This is a genomic window from Enterobacter hormaechei ATCC 49162 (assembly GCF_001875655.1).
GTDB lineage: Bacteria > Pseudomonadota > Gammaproteobacteria > Enterobacterales > Enterobacteriaceae > Enterobacter > Enterobacter hormaechei.
Genome location: NZ_MKEQ01000001.1, coordinates 675,314 through 699,906 on the forward strand (window position 1 = coordinate 675,314; position 24,593 = coordinate 699,906).

Sequence of the window (24,593 nt, forward strand, 5' to 3'; positions counted from 1 at the left end):
GGCTCCTCAGCTTCTGACGGGATGGTTGTAACGGGCGGAATGGCTGCTTAGCATAATCAGACCGATCAGGCCGACCACCATGGCTGCCGTTATGATGTACTGGTGCAGCAGCGCGGCGGCAAAACCAATACCCACCAGCACCACAAGGGTGACAATAATCAGGAAAACGCGCGCCCCGCGACGCGACGCCGCACGTAACAGTAAGGTCAGGATCGCCAGCACTACGCTGGCAATGACCACCCCCAGTGCACCAATTGTGCCAGTGACGCCGGTAAGCGGCGTCCACCAGGCGTATAGCGCCAGCGCAAAGGCTATTATCGCGGTCAGCAACAGCAAAATGCTGCCGACCCGCGAGGATTGAGAATGCAACATACCAGGAATCCCCCTCTAAAAAATGCAAAATTGACCATCATTATGGCGTTTTCGTGGATATATGCCCCTGCTGCCCGCCGCTTTTAAGGCAACGCGACGTGAGGCGCGGCGGCATATTTCACTAAACGTAACTGAGTATAGAAGAGGATTTTTTTTAGGGGCATTTAATAGCGGACATACAGTGCTCTGGGTCCTTTCGCCACCAGAAAGAGAGCGTTGTGTTACAAAACGGTTCGAAAGCTACGAGCGAGTTACGCGATTGTCTATATTGTGTTTTTTAATTTCGGGCAGAAATCGGCTTTTTTACGCCCAATGAAATAATCAAATAAATCCCCTCTTCAATATTTCGACGCCTTATGGTAATTAATAAAACAGGGTGTTTACTCCTTAATTAACAGACGTGCAGGCAGGGAAAGTCAGGCATTATTTGTTCGTTAATTTAACAAGTCCCTTTCTTAATTAACCGCCTGTTAAAGCATCGTCAAAAAATAACGATAGTTATTGCAGGCATACACATAAGGTTTACGGTATGCGAAATCAAACCCCTCCCACCCGCGACGTCATGACGCATCGACGACTACGAACAGAATAAAAACTAAACACGTCGTCGGCCCTTTAATAACGCGGTAAAACATGATGAATAAAGCCACAACGCTCTCAGGTACTATTACAACACGCTCTAACTGGCACTGGCAGGATAACATCTGGACGCTGGGCCTCTACGGTACAGCCGTCGGGGCGGGAACGCTGTTCCTGCCCGTGGAAATCGGCACCCGTGGCCCGGTTATTTTCCTGGTCATGCTCCTGCTGGGGCTGCCGTTATCCCTGATCCCCCATTTACTCCTCTGTCGTGTCTATATGCGTGAGGAGAAGACTGAAAACGGCACGTTGCCGATCTTCGGTTCCTTCTTCAGCGGACGAGGTGAAAAGCTGATCACCCTGTTCTACTGTGTGACCTTCTTCCCGGTAACCCTGGTTTACGGGGTGGCGCTGATTAATGCGCTGGATAATTTACTGGTGGAGCATCTGCATATCACCGCGATCAGCCGTGGGCCATTGTCGTTTATCGTGGTTGCTGCACTGTATGTGGTACTGAGCAAGGGCCGGGACAGAGTCGTAGCCATCATGAGTGCGCTGGCGCTGCCGTTCGCGGCATCCGTGCTGCTGATCGCCGTATCACTGATCCCGGGCTGGCATCTGTCTAACCTGACGGGTACAGCCGCCGAAATAACAGCCGCACCGCTTCCGGTAACGCTGAAAAACATCTGGCTGACGCTGCCGCTTATTACCTTCTCGTTCTGCTGTGCGCCAATGGTCTCTCCGCTGAGCTCTTACTACCGGGAAAGGAAAGCCGAGGGGGAAAAAAAGGCTCTCTTCGTGATCCGCATCGCCTATTTCGCCATCTTCGCCAGCATCCTCTTTTTTGTGCTGAGCTGCGTGCTGGGTATCCCGCATGAAAGCTTTGCGCGGGCGAAGGCAGAGAACCTGAACGTGCTGTCCGTGATGAAGGGCAACGGTGATTTCAGCCTGATTTACCACATTGCTCCGCTCATCGCCATCATCGGTATGACGAAATCTTTCCTGGGCGTAGGTCTGTCGGTCGCACAAACGTTTGGTCAACTGGCTGCCAGCGTATCCGGTAAAAAGGCCAGAGCCAGCAAGCGGCTGGCCTCTCTGGCGCTGTTCCTGCTGACCTATGGCATTGTTTATGCCAATCCGGATGTGCTCAGCCTGATTGAAATGTTCTGCGGGCCACTGATTGCGGTGATCCTGTTCCTTATCCCCGCCTACCTCATTTACACCCGCCCCGCGCTGGCGGAGCTTCGTGGCGTGACGGTATTTCTGGTTGTTCTGGGTGGGCTGGCAACGCTGTGCGCATTGCTCTGGACAATGCTTTAGTCTGAACGCGGTTTGACTGTACTCATATACAGTAGTATTTTACGCTTTGGCTGAATTCCAGCGTAATATCCATAAGGTAAACAATCATGTTTGTGGAACTGGTTTATGACAAGCGAAACGTACAGGGGCTGGAGGGAGCCAGGGAAATCATCCTGGCCGAGCTGACAAAACGCGTACACCGGATTTTTCCCGATGCCAGCGTGACGGTCAAACCCATGCAAGCGAACGGACTGAACAGCGATGCCAGCAAAAGTGACCGGGAAAAGCTGAACCGCATGCTCGAGGAGATGTTCGAAGAGTCGGACATGTGGTTGACGCAAGAGTAACCGGGCGGAAAGCCCGGTTCTGTTTTCAGCCCTCAATGCCCCCCGGTGCGCTCAAACCGCGATTCTCCAGCATCGGTTCAATCCTCGGATCGTGCCCGCGCCACTGGCGATAAAGTTCAGCTAAATCAGTGCTGTTGCCGCGGGACAAAATCGCCTCGCGGAATTTCTGTCCGTTTTCGCGCGTCAAACCGCCCTGCTCGACAAACCACTGATAGCCGTCGTCGGCCAGCATCTGCGTCCACAGGTAGGCGTAATACCCTGCCGCGTAGCCGCCGCCGAAGATATGGGCGAAATAGCTGCTGCGGTAGCGCGGCGGTACGGCTGGTAGATCCAGCCCCTCTTTTTTCAGGGCGGCGGCTTCAAAGGCTTCCACATCTTCAACAGGCTTCTGAATGCCGTGCCAGTTCATATCCAGCAGCGCGGCGCTCAATAGCTCCGTCATGTCATACCCCTTATTAAACTGGGTCGCATTGAGCATTTTTTCCCGCAGCGCATCCGGCATCGGTTCGCCGGTTTGATAGTGACGAGCAAAGTGCGCAAATACCTGCGGATGGCTGGCCCAGTGTTCATTGATCTGCGACGGGAATTCAACGAAATCACGCGGCGTGTTGGTGCCGGAAAGCGTGGCGTAACGCTGGCTGGCAAACAGGCCATGCAGCGTATGACCAAACTCGTGGAACAGGGTAATCACATCATCCCAGGAGATCAGCGCGGTCTGGCCGTTGGCCGGTTTTTGATAGTTGCAGACGTTGTAAATCACCGGACGCGCGGCAAATTCGTAAGACTGCTCAACAAAATTCCCCATCCACGCGCCGCCCGCTTTAGAGTCGCGAGCGAAAAAGTCGCCGTAAAACAGCGCCATGCCTTCGCCGGTGTGATCGAAAATCTCCCACACTCGAACGTCCGGGTGGTAAACCGGAATATCAAACCGCTCGACAAAGCGGATACCGAACAGCTGCGTGGCTGACCAGAATACGCCATCCTCCAGCACGGTATTGAGCGCGAAATAGGGTTTGATTTGCGCTTCGTCCAGTGCATATTTCGCTGAGCGCACGCGTTCGGCATAAAACGCCCAGTCCCAGGCCTCCACTGAAAAACCGCCCTGCTCGTCGTCAATGACCTTCTGAATATCCGCCTGCTCCAGCGCGGCCCTGCTGCGCGCCGCAGGCACTATTCCGCGCATAAATTCGAGCGCGGCATCCGGCGTTTTCGCCATTTGATCGGCAATGCTCCAGCTGGCAAAATTTTCAAACCCGAGCAGCTGCGCCTGCCTTGCCCGCAACGCGGTAAGCCGACGGATCAGATCGCGCGTATCGTTTTCGTCCCCTTTCTGAGTGCGTTCCCAGCCTGCGTTAAACAGCTTCTTACGCGTCTCGCGCTGCGACAGCGCCGCCAGTGCGGGCTGTTGGGTGGTATTTAAAAGTGGGATCAGCCAGCTATCCGTCAGCCCTTTTTCTGCGGCAGCGTGAGCCGCGGCAGCGATCTCCTCTGCACTCAGCCCATCCAGCGCATGCACGTTGTCCACTACCAGTCCGCCCGCCTTGTTCGCCGCCAGCAGGCGCTGGTTGAACTGGCTGGTCAGGGTGGCGGCTTCGGTATTCAGGGCTTTCAGCTCCGCTTTTTCATCGGCGTTCAGTCGCGCGCCCGCAAGAACAAAGTGCTGATATGTCTCCTCCGTCAGTCGTCGGGATTCGGCATCCAGGCCCTCGCGCTCCTGCCAGACGGCTTCCACACGGGCGAAAAGGGTATCGTTTAGCCAGATATCGTTCGCCAGCCCGGCCAGTTCGGTGGAGAACTGCTCGTCCAGCGCCTGAAGATAATCGTTGGTGTGTGCGGACGTCATGGCGAAGAACACGCTGTTCACGCGCGACAGCATGGCCCCGCTCTTTTCCAGCGCCAGCACGGTGTTGTCGAAATCCGGCTCGGCGCGCTGCGTGATAATCGCGTCAATGTCTGCACGCTTGAGGCGCATCGCCTCATCAAATGCCGGACGATAATGGCTGTCGTTGATCGCATCAAAACGTGGCGCCTGATAAGGCAACAGGCTAATTTCAAAAAAAGGATTGTTGACCGACATCGTTTACTCCTGAGCACGGTATTTCTCCCCAGAGTAGGCCAGCCTGCGCTGGCCTGCAATGGCGTCATACAAATGTTGCCTTAACGACGTGCCAAAGAGCGTGCTATGTTAGTACAACACAAAAAGCGTTGAGGAACAGTGAGATGATTATTTTAGTTACCGGGGCAACGGCGGGTTTTGGTGAAAGCATCACGCGTCGCTTCGTCGCCAACGGACACAAAGTGATTGCAACGGGGCGTCGTCAGGAGCGTTTGCAGGAGCTAAAAGACGAACTGGGTGACAGCATCCTGACCGCACAGCTGGACGTCCGCAACCGCGCCGCCATTGAAGAGATGATTGCCAGCCTGCCTGCCGAATGGCGTGAAATCGACGTTCTGGTCAATAACGCTGGCCTGGCGCTGGGCATGGAGCCTGCTCACAAAGCCAGCGTGGAAGACTGGGAAAACATGATCGACACCAACAACAAAGGGCTGGTGTACATGACCCGCGCCGTGCTGCCGGGCATGGTTGAACGTAACCGTGGTCATATCATCAATATCGGTTCCACCGCAGGTAGCTGGCCTTACGCGGGCGGCAACGTGTACGGCGCAACCAAAGCCTTTGTGCGTCAGTTCAGCCTGAACCTGCGCACCGACCTGCACGGCACCGCGATCCGCGTGACCGATGTTGAGCCGGGTCTGGTAGGCGGAACGGAGTTCTCAAATGTGCGTTTCAAAGGCGATGACGCGAAAGCGGATAAAACCTATGAAAATGCGAACGCGCTGACGCCGGAAGATATCACCGAAACCGTCTGGTGGGTTGCGACCCTGCCGAAGCATGTCAACATCAACACGGTTGAGATGATGCCCGTCAGCCAGACCTATGCCGGACTCAGCGTGCATCGCGGTTAATTTACCCCACCCGGCCTGCGGGCCGGGTATGTGATGGCAGGGAAAAGAATGGTAGTATGTTCAGGTTAACTCTCTGAGAAACCACAACCCATGGCCGCTGAATCGCAACTTAATCCTACCCAGCCCGTTAATCAGCAAATTTATCGCATTTTACGCCGTGATATTGTTCGCTGCCTGATCCCACCGGGAACGCCACTCTCAGAAAAAGAGGTTTCGGTACGTTTTGACGTTTCCCGTCAGCCGGTACGTGAGGCGTTTATCAAGCTTGCAGAAAACGGCCTTATTCAGATCCGCCCGCAGCGCGGCAGCTATGTAAATAAAATTTCCCTTTCGCAGGTACGGAATGGCTGTTTTGTTCGCCAGGCCATCGAGTGCGCCGTGGTGCGTCGTGCCGCGTCGCTCATTAACGACAATCAGTGTTACCTGCTGGAGCAAAACCTGCATCAGCAACGCATCGCCATCGACCGCAAACAGTTAAACGACTTTTTCCAGCTGGACGACGAGTTTCACCAGAAACTGGCGCAGATCGCCGAGTGCCAGCTCGCGTGGGATACCGTCGAAAACATCAAAGCGACCATCGACCGCGTGCGCTACATGAGTCTTGATCATGTTTCTCCGCCAGAGATGTTGCTGCGACAGCATCATGATATTTTCAGTGCTCTGGAAAAACGCGACGTGGAAGCCGTAGATAGAGCGATGACGCTTCACCTCCAGGAAATTAGCGAGTCAGTTCAGTTAATTCGTCAGGAAAACCGCGAGTGGTTTAGCGAAGAATAAAACCTCGCCGCCCCCTTTCGGTTGCGGCGAAGTGATTAGCGGACCACTAATACAGGAATAGTGGCGTAGCGCAGGATAGTTTCAGCATTTGAACCCAGCAGATGCGTTGTGATACTCGGATTTTTTGATCCGATAACAATGACATCATATTTCCCCTCTTTACTGAGCTTGATGATTTCATCGCGTACGTTGCCGAAGCGAACTTCACAGTCAATATCGTCCGGGGACATATCAAAGAGCCGTTTCAGCGCCTTCATCTTCTTATCAGATTCGGCGGTCATATACTCTTCGAACTTCTTAATATCCGCATTGAACCCCCGCAGTAACGAACGGCTGCTGTTGGGGAGAATGTTGACCAGGGTGATTGTCGTGCCTTCCGCCTTCGCGAGGTTGACCGCGTGGCGTACCGCTTTATCGCTCAAATCCATTTCAAACACGTCAACAGGCATCAAAATTTTCTTATACATAAGCCTGACTCCTTTTCCGATGAAGGGTTATTTTCTGCTTCCAGAATGGCATTGCGGAGATAAACAAAACCTAAACACTTACGTTCGTAAACTATCAAATAAGGAAAATAACTGTCCGCTTTGTAAAGCGATGTCCTGAACCGTCAGCGCCATCATGAAATAAGAAAAAAGTGTGAGCTTGATCAAAAACAAATAATTCAGTTTAAGAGAGGCGTATTAATAGTGCCCCGTGAACGGCAGCCGTTGAATTAGCGCCGTAACGGATAAGTGCAAGAGGAGAAAATACCATGATGACATACGACCGTAACCGAAATGCAATCACCACTGGCAGCCGCGTTATGATTAGCGGCACAGGTCAGTTCGGCGTGATTAAAGCGATCCACAGCGACGGCCTGAATGCCGAGCAGGTGCGTCGTGGTAAAACGGTTGAAGTGGAAGGATGCGAAGGTAAGTTCGAACCGATTGAGCTGATTCGCCTGGGAATGCACTAAGCTGTTCCCCGACATGCCGCCGCGAACGGCGGCATGTCATCGCGTCAGAGCCGGGCTGCGTACTCAGCAACCGTGGCCTTCGCGCCTTTTTGCAGCAACGTGTGATAGGCCTGCATCACGGCATCAACAAACACCGCGTCCTTCGGCAACTCATTACCGAAAATAGCCTCAATGCCCAACAGCGCGCTAACCCGGCTTTCGCCTTCAGCGCTACCGTTTACCGCCGCCTGAATCACCGCCAGCTGCGGATCGCTCACCTCAATGGCGTTACCCTGCTCATCCACACCGCCGACATAGCGCATCCAGCCTGCCACACCCAGGGCCAGCAGCGGGAAAGGTTTCTGGTGGACAAGGTGCCAGCGCACGGAATCGAGCATACGCTGCGGCAATTTCTGGCTGCCGTCCATGGCAATTTGCCAGGTCCGGTGACGCAGTGCCGGATTGCTGTAGCGCGCGATAAGCTGGTCAGCATAGCGACCTAAATCCACACCCTTCACTTTCAGCGTCGGCGCCTGCTCTTTCAGCATCAGCGCATGTGCGGCTGCGCGGTAATGTTCATCTTCCATGCAGTCGTTAATGTGCTGATAACCGGCCAGGTAGCCGAGATACGCCAGGAAGGAGTGGCTGCCGTTAAGCATACGCAGCTTCATCTCTTCAAAGGGAATGACATCAGAAACCAGTTCCGCACCCGCCTTTTCCCATGCTGGACGGCCAGCAACAAAGTTGTCCTCAATCACCCACTGGCGGAACGGCTCGCAGGCCACGCCTGCCGGATCGCGTACGCCGGTCAGCTGTTCAATTTTATCCAGCGTTTCAGCCGTAACGGCGGGCACAATACGATCCACCATGGTTGACGGGAAGGTGACGTTCGCTTCAATCCAGTCCGCCAGTTCGCCGTCAACAGCGCGCGCGTAGGCACAGGTCACGTTGCGCATCACGTGGCCGTTCTCCGGCATGTTATCGCATGACATCACGCTGAATGCCGGTAGCCCCGCCGCCTTACGCCGCGCCAGCGCTTCAACCACCACGCCCGGCGCGGATTTTGGCTGATGCGGGTTTTGCAGGTCTGCAACGATTAACGGATGATCGAGCATCAGTTGTCCGCTTGCCGGAGAGTGGCAATACCCTTTTTCGGTGATGGTCAGGGAAACAATGGCAACCTGCGGTTCGCACAACGCCGCCAGCACGGTTTCCAGCCCGTCGACCTGCGCGTGCAGGGCGTTTTTGACGACGCCGACCACGCGCGCCGTCCAGGCATCGGCAGACATCTCTGCCACGGTATAAAGGTTATCCTGTGCCTTGAGATCGGCAATCTGCTGTTCGCCGCCAATCAGGTTAACTTCGCAGTAACCCCAGTCGCTGCCCTGTTCTGCGGCGAGTATATCGGTGTACACCGCCTGGTGCGCACGGTGAAACGCGCCAAAGCCTAAATGAACAATGCGTGCCTTGAGGCTGTCGCGATCGTACTGCGGACGCGTCGCCTTCGCCTGTAATAACCGGTTTTCCATGATTGAGACTCGTTAAGTAATGAACGCTGTGATCCGCTGCCGCTCCTTATCAGAGCGGCAGCGCCTGCTGACTACACCAACTAGAATGGCAGTCGGAGTCAAAAAACGCTGCCATTAACCATACTGATACGTCGTTTTCAGATCTTGATTTACATTAACTTTTCGCCATGTGGTGTGACATCAGTGAAAAGTTGTGTGACAGGTAGCGCAAGATGTAAACCATCAGCGGCGTGAAGAGAGCGCGCCATAGGCCACCGCTTCCTTATGGGTTGCTTCGGCTGCATCTTCGGCTTCACTCAAATCGCGGTCGCGCACTTCCGGCATCATCAGAGCGGAAATCAGCCCAATCAGCGAGTACGCCACCAGCATCGCGACAATCGGCCACCAGGACCCGGTCATGTTGCAGAAGATCCCCGCCAGTACCGGACCAAAGCCCACAGCAACCAGACCGCCCGCCTCTTTCGAGATCGCCATGCGGGTAAAGCGATTCCGCGAACCAAACATTTCCGCCATGGTGATGTTTTCCAGCGCGAACAGCCCGAGCACCGCAAAGTTATGAATCACGATGATAGAGAGCATAATCACGCCCGGCGCGTAACTCTTGTCGACGATAATCGACAGCATCGGGTAAGCCAGAATGATGGCTGAAATGTTAAGGATGATATACGGCAGACGGCGCCCCACTTTATCGGACAGCCAGCCCAGCAGCGGGATTGAGAGGAAGCCCAGAATCGAACTGATCATCAGCGCATCGGTTGGGATCGCCTTATCAAAGAGCAGCGTCTGCACCAGATACCCGGCAAGGAAAGTCTGGATCAGCCCGGAGTTACCCGCCTGACCAAAGCGCAGCCCGGTAGCCAGCCAGAAGGATTTGCTCTTAAACATCGCGCCTAACGAGGTATCCTGCGCGGCAACCGGTGTCACGGTTTCGGCGTCGTTAACCTTCTCAAACACCGGGCTCTCTTTAAGGTTCATACGCAGCCAGATGGCGAAGATCATCACTACAACGCTGGCGAGGAACGGCACGCGCCAGCCCCAGGCAATAAGTTCTTCACGATCGAGAGCAAAGAACATCACAGCCCAGATCGCCGTGGCGCTCAGCGTCCCGCAGTTGGTTCCCATCGCCACCAGCGAAGAGATGATGCCGCGTTTGCCCTTCGGCGCATACTCCGCCAGCATGGTGCCTGCGCCCGAGATTTCCGCGCCCGCGCCCAGCCCCTGAATAATACGCAACGTTACCAGTAGCACCGGTGCGAAAATCCCGATCTGCGCGTAGGTCGGCAATACGCCGATTAAGGTGGTGCAGATCCCCATCATGGTGATGGTGATAAACAGCACTTTTTTACGACCAATGCTGTCTCCCATTCTGCCGAAGATAAACGCCCCGACGATACGCGCGATGTAACCTGCGCCGTAGGTGCCCATCGCCAGGATCAGCGCCATGGCCGCGGACTGTTCAGGGAAGAAAATTTCATGGAACACCAGCGCGGCACCCAGGGAGTAAAGCTGGAAATCCATAAACTCCAGGGCGGTGCCCAGCCAGCCAGATACGGCGGCTTTCACCAGATCTGACGTACTTCTTTGAGGTTGTGCTTGAGTCATAATGGCTATCTCTGAAAGGTAAGATGCGTACCACTTAGAGCCTGTCTTCGCAGGCTCTTAACCGCGTGAATTATTATTGGTCGAACGTGAGCAAGACTTTGCAGCACTGCCGCTGGTCTTTTTCAAACAGTTCGATGGCGTCTGTAACGTGGTGATAGTCAAATGTATGGGTGACCAGTTTTTCAGGGTCGATCAGCCCTTTTTCCAGCCAGTCAATGACCACCGGGAATTTGTTGGCATTCAGGCGCGAAGAGAAGATCGCCAGCTCTTTGCCGGTGATCCCCTGCTGCACGATCTGGCTCGGGTCGCTGGAGAAGCCCATCAGCACGATGCGCGCCGCCGGAGACGCCAGCGTAATCGCTTCCTGCAAAATGGACGGATGACAGGCAGCATCGATGATTAACGTCGGCTTGATCCCTTTTTCATCCAGCGCGGCCTGTAAAGACTGCTCGCCGTTGTTGAAGACCCAGTCCGCGCCGCTGCGTTGCGCCATCGCCAGCCGCTCATCAATGCGATCGATAACGATGACCTGCTTCACCTTGTAAACGCCCTTCAGCGCCTGCACGGTGACCAGCCCCATTGGGCCTGCGCCGTAGATCAGCGCCACATCCTGTTCGGTCGGTTTCGCCTGTCCCGTCACGTTAGCGGCAATGGTGAATGGCTCTACCATCACCGCGTGTTGGTCAGGAATGGCGTCCGGGATGTGCCAGGCATTTTTCGCCGGGACGACGGCGTATTCGCTGAAACCACCGTCGCGATGGACGCCCAGCACCACCAGCGAGGTGCAAACGTTCGGTTTACCGACGGAACAGGGGTAGCACTGCCCGCAGCTGATCACCGGATCAACCGAAACGCGCTGGCCCAGACGGGTGCTCTCCACGCCCTCACCCACAGCGTCAATCTCGCCAAAGAACTCATGACCAATCACGCGCGGGTATTTCGCAAACGGGTTATGTCCGCGATAGATATGGCTGTCGGAACCACAGATCCCGGCCAGCTTAATTTTGACGCGGACTTCCCCTGCGCCCGGCAACGGAAGAGGACGCTCCTCGATTACCAGCGCATTCGGCTGTTGGATCACTACGCTTTTCATCATTCGCTCCTCGTTTACCAGTTCCAGAGGGTGCCGTCTTCCAGACGGGCTACCGGCAGACAGGCCGGTTCGTACGGGTATTTCGCCGCCAGCTTCTCATCAAATTCAATGCCCAGCCCTGGCTTGTCGCCCGGGTGCATATAGCCGTTATCGAAGCGCCAGCTGTGCGGGAACACTTCCAGCATCTGCTCTGAATAACCCATATACTCCTGAACGCCGAAGTTCGGTACCCACAGGTCAAAATGCAGCGCCGCGGCGTGGCAAATCGGCGACAGATCCGACGGGCCATGTGAACCGGTACGCACCTGGTAGAGTGAGGCAAAGTCCGCAATGCGACGCATCCCGGTGATGCCGCCCGCATGGGTTAGGGTGGCGCGGATATAGTCAATGAGCTGCTCTTCAATCAGCTGCTTGCAGTCCCAGATGCTATTAAATACTTCACCCACCGCAATTGGCGTGACGGTGTGCTGGCGGATCAGGCGGAAACATTCCTGGTTTTCCGCAGGCGTTGGGTCTTCCATCCAGAACATACGGAATTCTTCGATGCTCTTGCCGAACCGCGCCGCTTCGATGGGCGTCAGACGGTGGTGCATGTCGTGCAGGAGATGTTCATTAAAGCCGAATTTACTGCGCACCGCGTCGAACAGTTTGGGTGTGAAATCGAGATATTTCTCGGTGGACCACAGCTGTTCTTCCGGCCAGGCGCCTTTAGTCGCAGGCTCGTACGCCAGCCCTTTCCCTTTAGCCATGCCGTAGGTGGTTTTCATTCCCGGCACGCCGCACTGCACGCGAATCGCCTTGAAGCCCATCTCTTTATGACGGGCATAATCTTCCAGCACGTCGTCAATGGTGTGTCCGGTAGTGTGACAATAAACCATCACCCCTTCCCGGGATGCCCCGCCCAGAAGCTGGTAGAGCGGCATGTTCGCGGCTTTCGCTTTTATGTCCCACAGCGCCATATCCACGGCAGAAATCGCTGACATCGTGACCGGACCACGACGCCAGTACGCGCCTTTATAGAAGAACTGCCAGATATCTTCGATGCGGTGCGCATCGCGGCCAATCAGCTGCGGGCACAGGTGATCTTTCAGGTAAGAGGCAACGGAAAGTTCACGTCCGTTCAGCGTGGCATCACCCAGCCCGACAATGCCCTCATCGGTCGTGATTTTAAGGGTGACAAAGTTACGCCCCGGGCAGGTGACAAATACTTCAGCCCCGACAATCTTCATAATCCATTTCCTTACATCGTTCGTTGTGATGCAGGAAATTTACGCAACTACACTACTACCATACAAGTATAATGATCGTAAAATCAGCGAACGATCACACATTGGGGACACAAATACGCAACCACAGCGTTGAACAATCTCTCGTTTCGTGAGGATTGATTTAGACATCCTGCGCGATAATGTTCACATCGTTCCCATACCTGCCGCGCGGGTATGACACCCTTTCGGATTGGTGTAGAATCCAACGGGGTAATCCGATTGTCTGCACCCGTTTAAAGGAAACGCTATGACTACATTAAGCAAACGCCTTTGTCTGACAGCCGTACTGGCACTGTCATCGTTCGCCTTTGCCGCAACGGCATCAGCCGAAACCAGCAAACTCATCATTGAGTCTGGTGACAGCGCGCAAAGCCGTCAGAACGCCGCCATGGACAAAGAACAATGGAATGACACCCGCAGCCTGCGTCAGAAAGTGAATAAGCGCGTGGAGAAAGAGTGGGATAAAGAAGACGTCGCGTTTGATGCCCGCGACAAATGCCAGCAAAGTGCCAACGTCAACGCTTACTGGGAGCCTAACACCCTGCGCTGTCTGGATCGTCGTACTGGCCGCACGGTAGCACCGTAATGTCGACGCTGTGTGACGTTAAGCTCCGTCCGCTGGAGCGCGAAGATTTACGCTTTGTTCACCAGCTCGACAACAATGCCAGCGTGATGCGTTACTGGTTTGAAGAGCCTTACGAGGCCTTTGTCGAGCTGTCCGATCTCTACGATAAGCATATCCACGATCAGAGTGAACGCCGCTTTGTGGTGGAGCGCGAAGGTGAAAAAGCCGGGCTGGTTGAACTGGTTGAGATCAACCACGTTCACCGTCGGGCGGAATTTCAGATTATTATTTCACCGGAACATCAGGGGAAAGGTCTGGCGTCGCGGGCGGCAAAGCTGGCGATGGATTACGGGTTTAACGTCCTGAATCTCTACAAGCTTTATCTCATCGTCGACAAAGAGAACGAAAAAGCGATTGACATCTACCGTAAGCTGGGCTTTATGGTGGAAGGTGAACTGATCCATGAGTTCTTTATTAACGGCGAATACCGTAACACCATCCGCATGTGCATATTCCAGCATCAGCATCTGGCCGGGCATAAGTCCTCTTCCGCCAGTCTGCTTAAACCCACCGCGCAGTAACCTGCGCGGTTTTACGCTCAATAATATTCAATGCTGTTTTTGATGGTGTACTTGCGCTCCACGGCAGGTTTGACGCTGTCATCGGTGATCACCAGCTCACAGCTCACCGGGTTGTTGTGGCGATCGTAATCACAACTCTGCTTTACATTGCCCATCGGCTTATCGTTCAACAGGCTTACCGCCGTATAATCCATGCGCTTGTGCAGATCTTTCGACGGCATCGACTTGACCGATAAACGCTGGTCGCCGGAGACCGTGGTTTTACCCAACGGGTAGCCGTCGGCGTCATACTGATACTTCACTTCCATCTCTTTGCTGTGCGCGGCAACCACAAACCCGTTATCGTCGGTGTCCCACGTCAAACCAGCGGACGGCAGTTCCGCCAGCTGACATTTTCCCTGCAACTTCACCTTCTGCTGCTGGGTTTCCGCATCGACGTAGTAGTTAGCATCCAGCACCAGCGCAACGCCCGTATTCGCTTCGAGATCGTGCAGTTCAAGCGTATCGAAACACCCTTCCGTCGACATCGTTCCGGTCACGCGTTTAGAGACTTCCCCCTTATCGTTGAACAGCGTCTGGGTAAAGTCTTTCACCGGGCCGCGCAGTGGATCAAAGTCAAACTCGTTCGAAAAGCTCGCCATCTCCGGCGTAAATGACAGCGGCGCGGTGTCGTTGTCGCATCCCACCAGTACCGTTGCCAGTAGCGTTATCGCTGCGTATTTGTTCACATCATTTACCGTTCAGAGAGAGATACCATCATATTAGCAAATACAGCAACTTACATAACAGCACTTCATTTGACTCTTTGCGCTGTATAAATCCGTCGTTTGCATTGACGAGACTTGCCAAAGTGGCTACTTTGGGCGCGGAATATTCCACACTATTATAAAATCAGATTTTTAAATTTTTTGGGTTAACATCATGATTTACGACTGTTTTTTGTACTATGACGAAGATATGTTGCTCGACATCAGATTACATACTCTCGCTGATGTCGTTGACCGTTTTGTCATCGTAGAAGCAACTCACTCTTTTACGGGCATACCGCGAGAATTGCATTTCGATATTACGAAATTTGCCAAATTCAAAGACAAAATTATTTACGTGCCTTTTGACGCGCAGCCTATTTTAAGCCGCGCGGATAACCAGGTTGATGCCTGGGCAAATGAAGCAGCGCTTCGCAACTCCATTATGAACGGGTTAAAAGACGCGGCAGACGACGATCTGATCCTGGTGTCGGACGTGGACGAAATCTTCTCTCCTGATACGGTCAGGGCCATTAACCCGCGCGCGCTCTGCACCACCATTCATCAGAACGTGTTCAACTATCAGTTTAATCTTCAGGTTCATAACACGGACGGTACGCCGAGAAAATGTACCTTGCCCCGCGCGACTTCCTTTTACAACCTTAAGCATTTCTTCCACGGCGAACCTGAATCTTTCAGGAACTGGAAGCGTGCGCGCAAAGATAAAAACTGGTCATGGTTTAAATGGAACTGGCTAAAAATCAATAATAAGATTGTGAAAGATGGCGGCTGGCATTTCTCATGGGTAATGACCCCAGAAAGAATTTCCGAAAAAATGTCTACCATTTCCCATACCGAATACGATCTGCCGGAATTTAATAACCCGGAACATATTATGAAGGTTATTACCAACGCGGAAGATATCTGGGGACGAGACCGAAAACTGGTTAAGCAAGAGGTATCAAAACGCACCCTGCCTTCTTATCTGGTCGACAATCAGCACCATTATTCGCAATTTATTTTATGACGCAGGCAGGGTTCCAGGACAATTCAGAAACAGAGACCCAAAAACAAAAGCTTACCCTAACCCTGCTATGCTTACAGTCTACACAGTGAAAAGGAGCTACAGATGAAACGGTTACCCTGGATTACCGCCCTGCTGTTAATGAGTGCTTCACCCGCTATTCTTGCGGCCCCGGACTCCTGCGAGCGCGTGAAAAGTGACATTCAGCAGAAGATTATCAACAACGGCGTGCCGGAGTCTGGCTTTACCCTGAACATCGTCCCGAACGATCAGGCCGATCAGCCGGATGCGCAGGTCGTTGGGCATTGTGCCAATGATACTTTCAAAATTTTGTACACCCGCACCAGTAGCGGCAACTACCCGGTAAGCGGGGCAGGTACGCAAGAGAATGCGCCCGCTGAGCCTCAATGATTTTTCCACTCAATACCCCTGAATTGACTAGGATTAATATTTAATACCTCCAAATAAGTAACACTCCCCCCATCATTAGCCCGGTTGTAGTCACGGGTGAAAATAATTATTAACAATGATGGGGTGAGTCATGTCCGAAGTTGAACATCACGGCGGGATAAGCCGTCGAGCTCTGGTTAAATCTACTGCCATAGGATCCCTGGCGCTTGCCGCCGGTGGGATCACATTACCTTTTGGTCTGAAAAGCGCCGCCGCCGCAGTGCAGACCGCTATTCAGCCCGCAGAAGATAAAGTCGTCTGGGGTGCCTGCTCGGTGAACTGCGGTAGCCGCTGCGCGCTGCGTCTGCACGTTCGCGATGACGAAGTCTATTGGGTTGAAACGGATAACACCGGCGAGGACATTTACGGCAACCATCAGGTTCGCGCCTGCCTGCGAGGCCGTTCAATTCGCCGTCGCATTAATCATCCAGACCGTCTGAACTATCCGATGAAACGCGTGGGCAAACGCGGAGAAGGCAAGTTTGAGCGTATTACCTGGGAAGAAGCGCTGGACACCATCGCCGCGAGCCTGAAAAGCGTGGTCGAAAAATACGGCAACGAAGCGGTCTACATTAACTACTCCTCCGGGATTGTAGGCGGCAACATCACCCGCTCCTCCCCTTACGCCTCGCTGGTCGCGCGCCTGATGAACTGCTACGGCGGCTTCCTCAGCCACTACGGCACCTACAGCACCGCGCAGATTGCCTGCGCAATGCCCTACACCTACGGCAGCAACGATGGCAACAGCACATCGGATATCGAAAATACCAAACTGGTCGTGATGTTCGGCAATAATCCAGCGGAAACGCGCATGAGCGGCGGCGGGATCACTTACTACCTCGAGCAGGCGCGCGAACGGTCAAACGCGCGGATGATCGTTATCGATCCGCGCTACACCGACACTGCCGCAGGGCGTGAAGACGAGTGGATCCCCATTCGTCCAGGCACCGATGCCGCACTGGTGGCGGGTATTGCATGGGTGCTGATTAATGAAAACCTCGTCGATCAACCTTTCCTCGATAAATACTGCGTGGGTTATGACGAAAAAAACCCTGCCGGAAGGCGCTCCTGCTAATGGTCATTACAAAGCCTATATTCTCGGCCAGGGTGATGACAAAACCGCGAAAACCCCTGAGTGGGCGTCACGCATTACGGGCATCCCCGCCGATCGCATCATTAAGCTGGCCCGTGAAATCGGTTCGGCGAAACCAGCCTACATTTGCCAGGGCTGGGGCCCGCAGCGTCAGGCTAACGGCGAGCAAACGTCCCGCGCCATCGCCATGCTGCCGATCCTGACGGGTAACGTTGGCATTAACGGTGGTAACAGCGGCGCGCGCGAATCAACCTACACCATCACCATCGAACGTATGCCGCTGCCGGAAAATCCGGTGAAAACGCAAATTTCCTGCTTCAGCTGGACGGATGCCATTGCCCGTGGACCGGAGATGACCGCCCTGCGCGACGGCGTACGCGGCAAGGATAAGCTCGATGTGCCGATCAAGTTCATCTGGAACTACGCGGGCAATACCATCATCAACCAGCACTCCGATATTAACAAAACCCACGACATATTGCAGGACGAGAGTAAGTGCGAAACGATCGTCGTCATCGACAACTTCATGACCTCGTCCGCGAAGTATGCCGATATTGTTCTGCCGGACCTGATGACCGTTGAGCAGGAAGATATCATCCCCAACGATTACGCCGGCAACATGGGGTACCTGATTTTCCTCCAGCCGGTGACCGCACCGAAGTTCGAGCGTAAGCCTATTTACTGGATCATGAGCGAGGTGGCGAAACGCCTCGGCCCGGATATCCATCAGAAATTCACCGAAGGCCGTACGCAGGAGCAGTGGTTGCGCTACCTGTACGCCAAAATGGTCGCCAAAGATCCGCTGCTGCCGTCCTACGACGCGCTGAAAAAAATGGGTATTTATAAGCGCAAAGATCCTAATGGACATTTTGTGGCCTACAAAAAATTCCGTGACGATCCGGATGCCAATCCGCTGAAAACCCCGTCCGGGAAGATCGAGATCTACTCCAGCAAGCTGGCGGATATTGCAGCAACCTGGGAACTGCAAAAAGACGAAACCATCACCCCCCTGCCGGTCTATACCTCAACCTTCGAAGGCTGGGACGCGCCCGAGCGCAGCAAATTCCCGCTGCAACTGTTCGGTTTCCACTTCAAAGCGCGGATCCACTCCAGCTACGGCAACGTGGACGTGCTCCAGGCCGCCTGTCGCCAGGAGGTGTGGCTTAACCCTGTGGATGCAGAGAAACGCGGTATCAAAAACGGGGATATGGTGCGCGTCTTCAACGACCGCGGCGAAGTGCGCATTGCCGCGAAAGTGACGCCACGCATCATGCCGGGGGTGAGCGCGATGGGCCAGGGCGCCTGGCATGACGCCAACATGAACGGCGATCGTGTCGATCACGGCTCCTGCATTAATACCCTGACCACGCACCGCCCGTCACCGCTGGCGAAAGGCAACCCGCAGCACACGAACCTGGTGCAGATCGAGAAGGCATAAGGATTAACCGATGACAACCCAGTATGGATTTTTTATTGATTCCAGCCGCTGCACCGGGTGCAAAACCTGCGAGCTGGCCTGCAAGGATTACAAAGACTTAACCCCGGACGTCAGCTTCCGTCGTATTTATGAATACGCGGGCGGCGACTGGCAGGAGGACAACGGCGTCTGGCATCAGAATGTCTTCGCCTATTACCTGTCGATTGCCTGCAACCACTGCGAAGATCCGGCCTGTACCAAGGTCTGTCCGAGCGGGGCAATGCACAAGCGCGATGACGGTTTTGTGGTGGTGAACGAGGATGTCTGCATCGGCTGTCGCTACTGCCACATGGCCTGTCCGTACGGCGCGCCGCAGTACAACGCCGCCAAAGGCCACATGACCAAGTGCGACGGCTGCCACAGCCGCGTGGCGGACGGCAAAAAGCCCATCTGCGTCGAGTCCTGCCCGCTGCGCGCGCTGGACTTTGGCCCGATTGAGGAGCTGCGCAAAAAACACGGCCAGCTTGCTGCCGTCGCGCCGCTGCCGTCTGCGTACTTCACGAAGCCGAGTATTGTGATCAAACCTAACGCCAACAGCCGTCCGACGGGTGACACCACCGGCTACCTGGCAAACCCGAAGGAGGTGTGAGATGGGAAGTGGATGGCATGAATGGCCGCTGGTGATCTTCACCGTTTTCGGGCAGTGCGTGGCTGGCGCGTTAATCGTAATGGGCTTCGTCTGGCTTAAGGAAAACGATGACAAGGCCAGAATGCGCATTGTGCGCAGCCTGTTTTTGCTTTGGGTGGTAATGGGTATTGGCTTTATGGCCTCGGTACTGCATCTTGGCTCTCCGCTGCGTGCCTTCAACTCGCTTAACCGCGTGGGAGCGTCAGCGCTGAGTAATGAGATCGCGGCGGGTTCGATCTTCTTTGCCGCAGGCGGTTTCTGGTGGCTGGTGTCGGTTATCGGTAAAATGCCCCCTGCTTTAGGCAAAATCTGGCTGGTTGTCAGCCAGATCCTGGGCATTGTTTTTGTCTGGGCCATGACCCGGGTTTATCAGATTGAGACCGTCCCGACCTGGTACACGGGTTACACCACGCTGAGCTTCTTCCTGACGATGGTTCTTGCTGGTCCTCTGTTGGCCGCGCTACTGCTTCACGTTGCAAACGTGACATACAAAGCTAGCCTTGCCGCGTCTGCCAGCGTACTGGCGCTCATTGTCTGCGTGGCGGTCGTCGTGTTGCAAAGCACTACGCTGGGGACGATACAGAGTTCCATCCAGCAGGCCAACGCGCTGCTACCGGATTATGGTTCACTTCAGGTATGGCGCATCGCGCTGCTGGCGGCGGGTTTAGGCTGCTGGATCTGCCCGCTTATTCGTCGTCAGGCGCCGAAAACGCTCGGCCTGTTTGCAGGTGTCGTGCTGGTGGTGCTGGCTGAGCTTATTGGCCGTGGGCTATTTTATGGTCTGCATATGACCGCAGGGTTAGCAATTGCAGGTTAACACCGGTGTGCGGGGCTACCCGCGCACAAGTAAGGAAAGTTGTAATGAATGACGTATCACATCGCGAATCGTTCGCGTTCAGCGCCCGGGTACTGGGCGCGCTGTTTTATTTCGCGCCAGACAGCGAGCAGACCGCCCCGCTGGTGAGTGCCCTGACCGCAGGTGACTGGGTTCAGGACTGGCCGCTGGCGGAGGAAAGCCTGCTGCCCGTCGCCGATATGTTTAAGACGCCGTCGGACGAAGCGTTGAAAGATGCCTGGCAGCGTCTGTTTATTGGCCCGTATGCCCTGCCCGCCCCCCCATGGGGCTCCGTCTGGCTTGATCGCGAGTCCGTGCTGTTTGGCGAGTCGACCCTCGCGTTGCGTCAGTGGATGCGTGAAAACCATATCGCCTTTGAGATGCAGCAGAATGAGCCAGAAGATCATTTTGGTACGTTGCTGATGCTGGCGGCATGGCTTGCCGAGAACGGTCGCGAAACAGAACGCGACCAGCTTCTTGCCTGGCATCTGCTGCCATGGAGTACGCGTTTCCTGACCGTATTCGTTGAAAACGCGGCCCATCCGTTCTACAAGGCGCTGGGTAAACTTGCCCGGTTGACGCTGGCAGACTGGCAGTCCACTTTGCTGATTCCGATTGCCGAAAAAACGCTGTACCGATAACAGCGACTGGCTTGTACATTCGTTGTGCAAGCCAGGTTCGCACATTTTTGCTGCAACACAACGTCACAACTGCTATACTGTATATAATTACAGTATACGGGAGTGCACAATGGCTGTTGAAACAAAATTTGTTGTCGTAAGAAAAGGTGAAGAGAAAATGACATTTGCCAGTAAGAAAGAGGCTGACGCTCACGACAAACTGCTTGATATGGCAGAAGCGTTCACCGACTGGCTGTTGCAAAGCGGAATGCAGATGGATGAAACGCAGGCGGAAAACCTTGGTCTGTATCTCGCCGAGCAGAAAGAGTCCGTGCAGCATATCCTGCGTACCAGCAAGCTTCCTGAGCAGAACGCAGCAACGGATAAAACAGTGTCAGAGGCGGATGGCAGCAAAAAAATCCGGGCTGTTAAAGCCGCCTGATCGTCAGACCATCACCTGTCCTGCCGCCGCGGGCCGGAAACGGCTCGCGGCTTTATTATTGCCGTCTTACAGAATCTGACAGGCATCAACCGTAGTCCTGAAATACCTTCTGTTAACGCGATTTGTCCGCCTCAACGTTTACGCTGATATTCAGCCTTTTTGCTTCCATGGTTAACATTGTTTTGGCCAGGGCCATATCACCACCGTGCACTTTATCTATCAGATCCTGTACAAGGGACATCATGAGGAAATTTTGATTTGCAGGACAGAATTCCGTCATAGTGATCCCATTATCCTTCAGGCGTTGATGCGCTGCCGTCTCTGTCTCTGCAATTATTTCAGCCACCTTCTCGTGCATCATCTCGATCTGCTCGAAAACAACGCGGTTAATCATTTCAATCTGTTCTGGCGTAAAATTCGGTTCCATTATTTTCCCTCGTCAGGCGTTTGTTAAAAACACGTGAATCACACGTCGAGCGCTTCTGACTGGTGCGGTAAATTATCACACAGCGCTTGCAACTCGTTGATCAGCCTTGCCACGTGGAAGCCATCACAGACAGAATGATGAACCTGAACGGCGAAAGGCAACAAGACTTTCCCATCCTGGTTATAGTATTTTCCAAACGTGAACATGGGCGCAAAAAAATTCCGCATGTTAGCGACGTTGACGTTAAAACTGCTAAAACTGACCCACGGAATATCCGATATAAAGAATATATTCTCCCTGGACTCTTCCTTTGGCCAGTAAGCAAGGATATTGCCGTAACGGGCGACATCTTCTGCATAAACGTGCTGAAAACGGTCAATATTCCCATCGTAATGACTCCACAACGATGAAAATGTCTCCGTTTCTTTATGGAAAAGGGTATAGCTTGGATGAACCTCATTCCATATTACAAGCTCATCATCCTTCATAGCCATACGGAATTCCGGATGCCGGTTTACGACGTGAGAAATAAGGGAAATAATCGCAGGATAAAATTTCCAGCCAACCTCTTTGATGTGTTTCAGCAGTACGGTAATGTCCAGCTGAACCGTCTGGTTAAATGTGGATTGAGCGAAGCCCTGAAATACTTCAAAGTGTTCCTTTCTTGCCCAACGTGATAAGTCAACTACCGTATATTCTGGCGTTATTTTTGTCATTTCATAGCCTTAGTTGAGCTGCGCTATATAAAATAGTAGCGTATCACAAACGCAGGGGCTGTATAGGCCGTAGCGCAAAGGGCACCCTAAATTTTCAGCGTATCAATCACCGCTCTCAGCGCCGGGGACACGTTGCGGTGTGGATAATAAAGGTAAAGCCCGTCCATCCGCAGGCTGTAGCGCTGCAAGACGCGTATCAGCGCGCCACGCTCCAGATCGTCAGCCACCAGCTCAACCGGGACATAGGCCAGCCCGAGTCCCAGCCGGGCCGCGTCGGCCTCCATATAGCTGTCGGAAAAGGCCCATTGCCCTTCAGGGCGGTGAGTAACTCGCTTCCCGTCCTGAACAAGCTCCCATTGATAGTGGTTACCGTCGGCAAACTGGTAGGCAATGCAGGGATGCGCATCCAGATCGGCGGGCGTCTGCGGGAAACCATAGCGCCGAAAATGCGCCGGAGCGGCAACCACAGCCATCTCCATATCGGGCGTGATGCGCACGGCAATCATGCCTTGTCCCACCTCCGGCCCAAGCCGGACGCCCGCGTCGAATCGCTCGGCAATGATATCCACGAACCGGCTCTCATTCATCAATTCCAGACGGATATCCGGGTAACGCTGTTTGAAGATAGCGAGCTTTGGCAGCAGGCATTTTTCGATGGCGTGCTGGCTGGCATTAATGCGCACCGTGCCGGATGGCGTCTGGCGGTAATGCGCCAGTCTGGTCAGCCCGGTATCGAGCGCATCAAAGGCTGAACCAGCGGTCTGGTAAAGTTGCTCCCCGGCGTGGGTCAGCGACAGTTTGCGCGTGGTACGCACCAGAAGCCGAACGCCCAGCCGCTCTTCCAGCTCGCGAACCGATCGACTGATCCCGGATTGTGCCAGCCCTAGCCGTTGCGCGGCTGCCGTGAAGCTCCCCTCCCGCACCACCTGGATAAACAGATACAGCTCATTGTAGTTTTCCCGCTTCGCCATCATGCCTCATCCATTTATCACAATATGCTATTAATCCTAGCAATTTTCAGCCTCTAATCAGCACTATTTCTGCTAACTATAATGACCGCATTACAACAACACACGGTACCTCTTATGAAAACATTCCCCCAAAAACTGTCCGTTGCGCTACTGCTATGCGCATCATTAAGTGGAGTGACAACAATGAGTTATGCAGAAACACGTAATCCTGACGCCCCCGTTTCGATGGTGACAACCTGGGATAAAACCTTCGCCGAGAGCGATAAAGTCGACCACCGCAAGGTGACATTCGAGAACCGATACGGGATCACCCTCGTGGGCGATCTGTACATTCCCAGGAACAGCGGCGACCAGAAGCTGGCGGCGATTGCCGTCAGTGGACCGTTCGGTGCGGTTAAAGAACAATCCAGCGGTCTCTACGCCCAGACTCTGGCTGAGCAGGGGTTTGTGACCCTGGCCTTCGACCCCTCCTACACGGGTGAAAGTGGCGGTCAGCCGCGTAACGTTGCCTCCCCTGACATCAACACCGAAGACTTTAGCGCCGCAGTGGATTTCCTCGGATTACAGAAAGAAGTCGACCGTAACCGTATCGGCATTCTCGGCATCTGCGGCTGGGGCGGTATGGCGCTGAACGCGGCATCCATGGATACCCGCGTGAAGGCGGTCGCCACCAGCGTAATGTACGATATGAGCCGCGCAATGGGTCACGGCGTGGGCGACGGGAAAGATCGTTATTCAGCGGCGGATCGTCGGGCCGTGTTGCAGTATCTGAATGCGCAACGCTGGAAAGATGCTGAACGCGGTGCCTTCGCCCATGGCGGCCACGATATTCATGTCGATGAAACCGGTAAGGTGACGGCGACCGGGCGTATTCTGCCGGAAACATTGCCCGCCGATCCGCATCCGGTACTGAAAGAGTTCTATGACTACTACCGTATGCCGCGCGGCTTCCATGCCCGTTCCGTAAACTCCACCGGCGCATGGACCGCGACCATGCCGTTGTCCTTTATGAATATGCCGCTGCTGAGCTATGCCGGGGAGATCACCATCCCAACGCTGATTGTGACCGGTGAAAATGCGCACTCACGTTATTTTGCGGAAGATGCGTTTAACGCTGTCGGCAGCAAACAGAAGGAACTGGTGATTGTTCCCGGTGCGAATCACGTTGATCTCTACGATAACGTTGCAGGAAAAATCCCGTTCGCGCAGTTTGAGCATTTCTTCAAAACCAGTCTGAATTAATTCTCT

The 24,593-nt window shown here is 54.2% G+C and carries 25 protein-coding genes and 1 pseudogene; 15 read left to right on the forward strand and 11 right to left on the reverse strand.

Annotation, left to right across the window (positions count from 1 at the left end; genetic code table 11):
• Positions 1-6 precede the first annotated feature (6 nt).
• Complete coding sequence (locus BH712_RS03260; RefSeq protein ID WP_006808845.1) at positions 7-372, reverse strand: hypothetical protein; 366 nt, start codon at positions 370-372, stop codon at positions 7-9.
• 636 nt (positions 373-1,008) lie between these two features.
• On the opposite strand from BH712_RS03260, the gene BH712_RS03265 reads away from it, so the two are divergent.
• Both BH712_RS03265 and BH712_RS03270 read left to right on the forward strand, forming a co-directional pair.
• Positions 1,009-2,271, forward strand: coding sequence for an amino acid permease (locus tag BH712_RS03265; protein ID WP_080010479.1), 1,263 nt, complete (start codon positions 1,009-1,011; stop codon positions 2,269-2,271).
• Between the two features lie 86 nt (positions 2,272-2,357).
• Positions 2,358-2,597, forward strand: coding sequence for a DinI family protein (locus tag BH712_RS03270; protein ID WP_006808847.1), 240 nt, complete (start codon positions 2,358-2,360; stop codon positions 2,595-2,597).
• A 25-nt stretch (positions 2,598-2,622) separates the two neighbouring features.
• On the opposite strand, the gene dcp is transcribed toward BH712_RS03270, so the two are convergent.
• Positions 2,623-4,674: a peptidyl-dipeptidase Dcp gene (gene dcp / locus BH712_RS03275; protein ID WP_006808848.1), complete on the reverse strand. Its 2,052-nt coding sequence runs from the start codon at positions 4,672-4,674 to the stop codon at positions 2,623-2,625.
• A gap of 143 nt (positions 4,675-4,817) precedes the next feature.
• Between dcp and ydfG the strand changes: the two genes are divergently transcribed.
• On the forward strand, positions 4,818-5,564 hold the full coding sequence (ydfG, locus tag BH712_RS03280) for a bifunctional NADP-dependent 3-hydroxy acid dehydrogenase/3-hydroxypropionate dehydrogenase YdfG (RefSeq protein ID WP_006808849.1): 747 nt from the start codon (positions 4,818-4,820) through the stop codon (positions 5,562-5,564).
• Between the two features lie 90 nt (positions 5,565-5,654).
• Positions 5,655-6,341, forward strand: a complete 687-nt coding sequence (locus BH712_RS03285) for a GntR family transcriptional regulator (RefSeq protein WP_006808850.1) — start codon at positions 5,655-5,657, stop codon at positions 6,339-6,341.
• A 35-nt stretch (positions 6,342-6,376) separates the two neighbouring features.
• Here the strand turns inward: BH712_RS03285 and BH712_RS03290 are convergent, their stop codons facing one another.
• Positions 6,377-6,808 (reverse strand): universal stress protein, encoded by a 432-nt coding sequence (locus BH712_RS03290; protein ID WP_006808851.1) that lies wholly within the window; start codon positions 6,806-6,808, stop codon positions 6,377-6,379.
• A gap of 287 nt (positions 6,809-7,095) precedes the next feature.
• On the opposite strand from BH712_RS03290, the gene ydfZ reads away from it, so the two are divergent.
• Positions 7,096-7,299, forward strand: a complete 204-nt coding sequence (gene ydfZ, locus BH712_RS03295; protein WP_003857405.1) for a putative selenium delivery protein YdfZ — start codon at positions 7,096-7,098, stop codon at positions 7,297-7,299.
• Between the two features lie 44 nt (positions 7,300-7,343).
• Here ydfZ and BH712_RS03300 read toward each other — a convergent pair whose 3' ends face one another.
• The 4 genes from BH712_RS03300 to rspA form a co-directional block, all read right to left on the reverse strand.
• Positions 7,344-8,807, reverse strand: a complete 1,464-nt coding sequence (locus BH712_RS03300) for a mannitol dehydrogenase family protein (RefSeq protein ID WP_006808852.1) — start codon at positions 8,805-8,807, stop codon at positions 7,344-7,346.
• Positions 8,808-9,029: 222 nt separating this feature from the next.
• Positions 9,030-10,409: an MFS transporter gene (locus tag BH712_RS03305; protein ID WP_006808853.1), complete on the reverse strand. Its 1,380-nt coding sequence runs from the start codon at positions 10,407-10,409 to the stop codon at positions 9,030-9,032.
• Between the two features lie 73 nt (positions 10,410-10,482).
• Entirely contained in the window at positions 10,483-11,502 is a 1,020-nt protein-coding gene (locus BH712_RS03310) for a Zn-dependent oxidoreductase (RefSeq protein WP_032673485.1), read from the reverse strand.
• Between the two features lie 14 nt (positions 11,503-11,516).
• A complete protein-coding gene (gene rspA / locus BH712_RS03315; protein WP_006808855.1) occupies positions 11,517-12,731 on the reverse strand; it encodes a starvation-sensing protein RspA in 1,215 nt (404 codons plus the stop codon).
• Positions 12,732-13,017: 286 nt separating this feature from the next.
• Between rspA and BH712_RS03320 the strand changes: the two genes are divergently transcribed.
• Both BH712_RS03320 and speG read left to right on the forward strand, forming a co-directional pair.
• Entirely contained in the window at positions 13,018-13,356 is a 339-nt protein-coding gene (locus tag BH712_RS03320; RefSeq protein ID WP_006808856.1) for a DUF1283 family protein, read from the forward strand.
• Positions 13,356-13,916, forward strand: a complete 561-nt coding sequence (speG, locus tag BH712_RS03325; RefSeq protein WP_006808857.1) for a spermidine N1-acetyltransferase — start codon at positions 13,356-13,358, stop codon at positions 13,914-13,916. Before BH712_RS03320 ends, speG begins: the two co-directional genes overlap by 1 nt.
• A gap of 17 nt (positions 13,917-13,933) precedes the next feature.
• On the opposite strand, the gene BH712_RS03330 is transcribed toward speG, so the two are convergent.
• Positions 13,934-14,644 carry a YnfC family lipoprotein gene (locus BH712_RS03330; RefSeq protein WP_006808858.1) on the reverse strand — a complete coding sequence of 237 codons (711 nt, stop codon included), beginning with the start codon at positions 14,642-14,644 and terminating at the stop codon, positions 13,934-13,936.
• A 193-nt stretch (positions 14,645-14,837) separates the two neighbouring features.
• Here BH712_RS03330 and BH712_RS03335 point away from each other — a divergent pair, with 193 nt between their 5' ends.
• From BH712_RS03335 to BH712_RS03365, 7 genes and pseudogenes are all read left to right on the forward strand, one after another.
• Positions 14,838-15,689 (forward strand): glycosyltransferase family 17 protein, encoded by an 852-nt coding sequence (locus BH712_RS03335; RefSeq protein ID WP_006808859.1) that lies wholly within the window; start codon positions 14,838-14,840, stop codon positions 15,687-15,689.
• A gap of 102 nt (positions 15,690-15,791) precedes the next feature.
• Complete coding sequence (locus tag BH712_RS03340) at positions 15,792-16,097, forward strand: DUF1161 domain-containing protein (RefSeq protein ID WP_006808860.1); 306 nt, start codon at positions 15,792-15,794, stop codon at positions 16,095-16,097.
• A gap of 130 nt (positions 16,098-16,227) precedes the next feature.
• A pseudogene (gene ynfE / locus BH712_RS03345) lies at positions 16,228-18,667 on the forward strand (selenate/tellurate reductase subunit YnfE).
• A gap of 10 nt (positions 18,668-18,677) precedes the next feature.
• Complete coding sequence (locus BH712_RS03350) at positions 18,678-19,295, forward strand: DMSO/selenate family reductase complex B subunit (RefSeq protein WP_071850025.1); 618 nt, start codon at positions 18,678-18,680, stop codon at positions 19,293-19,295.
• A gap of 1 nt (position 19,296) precedes the next feature.
• Positions 19,297-20,151: a dimethyl sulfoxide reductase anchor subunit family protein gene (locus BH712_RS03355; protein WP_039273692.1), complete on the forward strand. Its 855-nt coding sequence runs from the start codon at positions 19,297-19,299 to the stop codon at positions 20,149-20,151.
• 44 nt (positions 20,152-20,195) lie between these two features.
• Positions 20,196-20,810, forward strand: a complete 615-nt coding sequence (gene dmsD, locus BH712_RS03360; RefSeq protein ID WP_006808865.1) for a Tat proofreading chaperone DmsD — start codon at positions 20,196-20,198, stop codon at positions 20,808-20,810.
• Positions 20,811-20,919: 109 nt separating this feature from the next.
• The gene (locus tag BH712_RS03365) at positions 20,920-21,231 is read left to right on the forward strand and encodes a YebG family protein (RefSeq protein WP_006808866.1); all 312 of its coding nucleotides are present in this window, start codon (positions 20,920-20,922) and stop codon (positions 21,229-21,231) included.
• Positions 21,232-21,343: 112 nt separating this feature from the next.
• Here BH712_RS03365 and BH712_RS03370 read toward each other — a convergent pair whose 3' ends face one another.
• From BH712_RS03370 to BH712_RS03380, 3 genes are all read right to left on the reverse strand, one after another.
• Positions 21,344-21,658 (reverse strand): hypothetical protein, encoded by a 315-nt coding sequence (locus BH712_RS03370; RefSeq protein ID WP_006808867.1) that lies wholly within the window; start codon positions 21,656-21,658, stop codon positions 21,344-21,346.
• A gap of 38 nt (positions 21,659-21,696) precedes the next feature.
• A complete protein-coding gene (gene catA / locus BH712_RS03375; protein WP_006808868.1) occupies positions 21,697-22,374 on the reverse strand; it encodes a type A chloramphenicol O-acetyltransferase in 678 nt (225 codons plus the stop codon).
• An 86-nt stretch (positions 22,375-22,460) separates the two neighbouring features.
• Positions 22,461-23,345, reverse strand: coding sequence for a LysR family transcriptional regulator (locus BH712_RS03380; protein WP_032673721.1), 885 nt, complete (start codon positions 23,343-23,345; stop codon positions 22,461-22,463).
• Between the two features lie 114 nt (positions 23,346-23,459).
• Between BH712_RS03380 and BH712_RS03385 the strand changes: the two genes are divergently transcribed.
• Positions 23,460-24,587 (forward strand): alpha/beta hydrolase, encoded by a 1,128-nt coding sequence (locus BH712_RS03385; RefSeq protein ID WP_050806411.1) that lies wholly within the window; start codon positions 23,460-23,462, stop codon positions 24,585-24,587.
• Positions 24,588-24,593 lie beyond the last annotated feature (6 nt).

Bases quoted from the DNA above. Each gene is read 5' to 3' on its own strand.
- BH712_RS03260 (WP_006808845.1), bottom strand. From the start codon at position 372: ATGTTGCATTCTCAATCCTCGCGGGTCGGCAGCATTTTGCTGTTGCTG.
- BH712_RS03265 (WP_080010479.1), top strand. From the start codon at position 1,009: ATGAATAAAGCCACAACGCTCTCAGGTACTATTACAACACGCTCTAAC.
- BH712_RS03270 (WP_006808847.1), top strand. From the start codon at position 2,358: ATGTTTGTGGAACTGGTTTATGACAAGCGAAACGTACAGGGGCTGGAG.
- dcp (WP_006808848.1), bottom strand. From the start codon at position 4,674: ATGTCGGTCAACAATCCTTTTTTTGAAATTAGCCTGTTGCCTTATCAG.
- ydfG (WP_006808849.1), top strand. From the start codon at position 4,818: ATGATTATTTTAGTTACCGGGGCAACGGCGGGTTTTGGTGAAAGCATC.
- BH712_RS03285 (WP_006808850.1), top strand. From the start codon at position 5,655: ATGGCCGCTGAATCGCAACTTAATCCTACCCAGCCCGTTAATCAGCAA.
- BH712_RS03290 (WP_006808851.1), bottom strand. From the start codon at position 6,808: ATGTATAAGAAAATTTTGATGCCTGTTGACGTGTTTGAAATGGATTTG.
- ydfZ (WP_003857405.1), top strand. From the start codon at position 7,096: ATGATGACATACGACCGTAACCGAAATGCAATCACCACTGGCAGCCGC.
- BH712_RS03300 (WP_006808852.1), bottom strand. From the start codon at position 8,807: ATGGAAAACCGGTTATTACAGGCGAAGGCGACGCGTCCGCAGTACGAT.
- BH712_RS03305 (WP_006808853.1), bottom strand. From the start codon at position 10,409: ATGACTCAAGCACAACCTCAAAGAAGTACGTCAGATCTGGTGAAAGCC.
- BH712_RS03310 (WP_032673485.1), bottom strand. From the start codon at position 11,502: ATGAAAAGCGTAGTGATCCAACAGCCGAATGCGCTGGTAATCGAGGAG.
- rspA (WP_006808855.1), bottom strand. From the start codon at position 12,731: ATGAAGATTGTCGGGGCTGAAGTATTTGTCACCTGCCCGGGGCGTAAC.
- BH712_RS03320 (WP_006808856.1), top strand. From the start codon at position 13,018: ATGACTACATTAAGCAAACGCCTTTGTCTGACAGCCGTACTGGCACTG.
- speG (WP_006808857.1), top strand. From the start codon at position 13,356: ATGTCGACGCTGTGTGACGTTAAGCTCCGTCCGCTGGAGCGCGAAGAT.
- BH712_RS03335 (WP_006808859.1), top strand. From the start codon at position 14,838: ATGATTTACGACTGTTTTTTGTACTATGACGAAGATATGTTGCTCGAC.
- BH712_RS03340 (WP_006808860.1), top strand. From the start codon at position 15,792: ATGAAACGGTTACCCTGGATTACCGCCCTGCTGTTAATGAGTGCTTCA.
- BH712_RS03350 (WP_071850025.1), top strand. From the start codon at position 18,678: ATGACAACCCAGTATGGATTTTTTATTGATTCCAGCCGCTGCACCGGG.
- BH712_RS03355 (WP_039273692.1), top strand. From the start codon at position 19,297: ATGGGAAGTGGATGGCATGAATGGCCGCTGGTGATCTTCACCGTTTTC.
- dmsD (WP_006808865.1), top strand. From the start codon at position 20,196: ATGAATGACGTATCACATCGCGAATCGTTCGCGTTCAGCGCCCGGGTA.
- BH712_RS03365 (WP_006808866.1), top strand. From the start codon at position 20,920: ATGGCTGTTGAAACAAAATTTGTTGTCGTAAGAAAAGGTGAAGAGAAA.
- BH712_RS03370 (WP_006808867.1), bottom strand. From the start codon at position 21,658: ATGGAACCGAATTTTACGCCAGAACAGATTGAAATGATTAACCGCGTT.
- catA (WP_006808868.1), bottom strand. From the start codon at position 22,374: ATGACAAAAATAACGCCAGAATATACGGTAGTTGACTTATCACGTTGG.
- BH712_RS03380 (WP_032673721.1), bottom strand. From the start codon at position 23,345: ATGGCGAAGCGGGAAAACTACAATGAGCTGTATCTGTTTATCCAGGTG.
- BH712_RS03385 (WP_050806411.1), top strand. From the start codon at position 23,460: ATGAAAACATTCCCCCAAAAACTGTCCGTTGCGCTACTGCTATGCGCA.